Source organism: Microcystis sp. M49636_WE2 (assembly GCF_030065375.1).
GTDB classification, from domain to species: Bacteria; Cyanobacteriota; Cyanobacteriia; order Cyanobacteriales; family Microcystaceae; genus Microcystis; species Microcystis aeruginosa_C.
Genome location: NZ_JASJFG010000021.1, coordinates 1 through 3585 on the forward strand (window position 1 = coordinate 1; position 3585 = coordinate 3585).

The window sequence follows — 3585 nt, forward strand, 5'->3', positions numbered from 1 at the left end:
AAAAACAGCTAAATGAGTTAAGCAAAAATCTTTATCCTAGAACCACTAAACAAACATGAAACTATCCTGGAAAACGATTTTACTGTGGACATTGCCCGCCCTTGTGGTCGGTTTTTTCCTCTGGCAAGGCACTTTTGCCACCGCCACCAGTAATATCGGCAATAACACCGCCACTACCCGCATGACCTACGGACGCTTTCTAGAATACCTAGACAGTGGTAGGGTTGTTAGCGTCGATCTCTACGAAGGGGGCAGAACCGCGATCGTACAGGCCCTAGATCCAGAACTAGAAAACCGAGTACAACGCCTACGGGTCGATTTACCGGCCAATTCCCCGGATTTGATCGCCCGTTTACGCGATTCTAAAATTAGTTTCGATGCTCACCCGATGCGGAATGAAAGCGCTTGGTGGGGATTCCTCGGTAATCTACTTTTCCCCTTTTTGCTGATTGCCGCTCTCTTTTTCCTGTTCCGCCGTTCTAATAATATCCCAGGCGGCCCCGGTCAAGCGATGAGTTTTGGTAAATCAAAAGCTCGCTTCCAGATGGAAGCAAAAACCGGCATCACCTTTGATGATGTGGCGGGAATTGACGAAGCGAAGGAAGAATTACAGGAAGTCGTCACTTTCCTCAAACAACCGGAGAAATTTACCGCCGTTGGTGCCAAAATCCCCAAAGGAGTCCTTTTAGTTGGTCCTCCTGGTACGGGTAAAACCCTGTTGGCTAAAGCGATCGCCGGTGAAGCGGGTGTACCTTTCTTCAGCATTTCCGGTTCGGAATTTGTGGAAATGTTTGTCGGTGTCGGTGCTTCTCGCGTGCGCGATTTGTTCAAAAAAGCCAAGGAAAATGCTCCCTGTTTAATCTTTATCGATGAAATTGACGCGGTAGGTCGTCAACGGGGTGCCGGTATCGGTGGTGGTAACGATGAACGGGAACAAACCCTAAACCAATTATTGACAGAAATGGACGGTTTCGAGGGGAATACGGGAATTATCATCATTGCCGCCACTAACCGCCCCGATGTTCTCGATTCCGCTCTCATGCGTCCGGGCCGTTTTGATCGCCAAGTAACCGTGGATGCACCCGATTTTAAAGGTCGTTTAGAGATTTTAGACGTTCACGCCCGCAATAAAAAGCTGGCCAACGACGTTTCCATCGAAGCGATCGCCCGTCGCACTCCGGGGTTCAGTGGAGCAGATTTAGCCAATTTACTGAACGAAGCGGCAATTTTAACCGCCCGTCGTCGTAAAGATGCCATTACCCTCCTGGAGATAGATGACGCGGTAGATCGCGTTATCGCCGGTATGGAAGGCACTCCTTTAGTCGATAGCAAGAGCAAGCGCTTAATCGCTTACCATGAAGTGGGCCATGCGATCGTGGGTACGCTCTTAAAAGATCACGATCCCGTCCAGAAAGTGACTCTGATTCCCCGGGGACAGGCCCAGGGTTTAACTTGGTTCACTCCCAACGAAGAACAGGGTTTAACCACGAAAGCGCAGTTAATGGCCCGGATTTCCGGTGCTTTAGGTGGTCGGGCGGCTGAGGAAGAAATCTTCGGCTATGATGAGGTGACTACCGGTGCCGGTGGCGATTTACAGCAAGTCTCTGATATGGCGCGTCAGATGGTGACTCGTTTCGGGATGAGCGATTTGGGTCCTTTGTCCCTAGAAAGTCAAGGGGGTGAGGTGTTCCTCGGTGGCGGTTTGATGACTCGTTCCGAGTATTCTGAGAAGGTCGCTACTCGCATCGATGATCAGGTGCGATCGATCGTGGAACACTGTCATGAAATTTCTCGGCAAATTGTCCGGGATCATCGCGAAGTGATCGATCGAGTGGTGGACCTGCTGATCGAAAAAGAAACGATCGATGGGGGAGAATTCCGGCAGATTGTGGCTGAATACGCCTACGTTCCCGAAAAAGAACAGTTTGTACCACAGTTATAGGTTGATTTCAATCTATATGCGATCGGGTGGGTTAAGGCTCACCCGATTTTTTTATGCTAGGGATTTAGTTATGGCTTGCTGAATAATGGTAAAACCCTTGTGGGTTAAGACTTTTAGAGTTTTTGTAAATCAAAAAGTACCAGATATGGGAGTGATCGGGGGGAAAATTCAGGGACTTTTTCCCTGAAAATTAGGTAATTGACCCCTTCAAAATCGGTAAAACCCTACACCCCACACCCCACACCCCACACCCTGCCCCCAAGAAAAACTTTTTGCCGCAAACCCTAGTCATCATCATCGTCATCGCCTTTATTCTGGTCATTATCACCGTCTTTTTGCTGCTTTTCCCCGTCTTCATCGCTATCTTCGTTTTTTTGGGGGGATTCCACCGCAGGAGAGCCATTTTTCGGTTCTTCGGCTTCTTTTCCTCCCTGACAAGCGCCTAAAACCGTAGTCAAGGTTAACAGAATCAGCAAAACTAAGGATTTGATTTTCATGGTCTTTCTCCCCACTCGATCGATAAATATAACAATTTTAAGGCTTTTGGGCGGTGGATAGCTTGGCTAATGCCAAGAAAGTGCATTCCCAGACTAAACGGGGTTGAACGTAGGCTAACAGCTGCCGGCGGGTTTTTTCCAAGATTTCTAAAATCGATCGCTCTCGTCGTCGTTGCCAATCCTCATACTGAAGATAACTCACATACCATAATTGGGTTTCCGTGTCAAGATTTTGAGCGATAATTTTGGCTAATTCCAGTGCTTGGGAGAGTTTTAGGGGAAATTTGCCGGAAGATCGCGGTAAATCTTGGGGGAGACTGTCGAGAAATTCTAAAGCAGCGATCGCTTCTCCGGGGCTACCTTGGGCTAAACCGAGAATTGCCGGATAATTGAGAACGCGAGCGTGTCCGTTAGAGCGGAGGACTTGAGCGAGATTTTCTTCCGAAAGACGCTGAAAAGGGATATGTTGACAGCGAGAAACGAGAGTCGGTAGTAAAGAGGAGGGACTGGGAGCAATCAGGATTAAAGTGGCTTTCCCCGGTTCCTCAAGCGTTTTTAAGAGCGCATTTGCCGCCGATTCCGTCATGGTGTCTGCTTCCTCGATCACCACCACAGAGCGGGCCGATTCCAGGGGAGGACGACTTAAAAAGTTAGTAATCTCGCGAATTTGTTCGATGCGGATTTGCGGGGGGGCTTTACGCTTGAGATTGCTTTCCTGTGCTTCTTTTGCGGTGAGCAGTTTGCCTTGGTGTTGATAAGTGGGTTCAATCCAGAGTAAATCGGGATGATTGCCCCCGAGAAAGCGTTTCAGGATTAATTCTCTTGCTTCCGGCGATCGATCTCTAGTTAACAAGTCTTGACAGAAACATTTTGCGGCCAGATTGCGTCCGATCCCCCTAGCGCCGGCGAATAAGTAAGCGGGAGCGATCGAATTGACTTCAAGCGCTCTTTGTAGTAGTTCAATGGCCTGATTTTGACCGATTAACCTTGACCAATTTATCATCTTTTCCCTGCCATGGCTCGCTATTGCTGTTCCTATTTTGTCGGGATTTCTCCTCATCAGACCGGGTTTTTATACGATGATATATTAAGTTTGGGTGAATTTGAAATCATCAAGCGCCGGACCGATGTCTTGCTTTTATCGGA

3 protein-coding genes are annotated in these 3585 nt (G+C 48.4%); 1 reads left to right on the plus strand and 2 read right to left on the minus strand.

The window, feature by feature from the left end:
* Positions 1-55: 55 nt before the first annotated feature.
* Positions 56-1942, plus strand: coding sequence for an ATP-dependent zinc metalloprotease FtsH2 (ftsH2, locus tag PX484_RS00435; protein ID WP_288102642.1), 1887 nt, complete (start codon positions 56-58; stop codon positions 1940-1942).
* Between the two features lie 284 nt (positions 1943-2226).
* On the opposite strand, the gene PX484_RS00440 is transcribed toward ftsH2, so the two are convergent.
* Both PX484_RS00440 and holB read right to left on the minus strand, forming a co-directional pair.
* Positions 2227-2439, minus strand: coding sequence for a neurohypophysial hormones like protein (locus tag PX484_RS00440; protein WP_287665817.1), 213 nt, complete (start codon positions 2437-2439; stop codon positions 2227-2229).
* 37 nt (positions 2440-2476) lie between these two features.
* The gene (gene holB, locus PX484_RS00445) at positions 2477-3442 is read right to left on the minus strand and encodes a DNA polymerase III subunit delta' (protein ID WP_287765889.1); all 966 of its coding nucleotides are present in this window, start codon (positions 3440-3442) and stop codon (positions 2477-2479) included.
* Between the last annotated feature and the right edge of the window lie 143 nt (positions 3443-3585).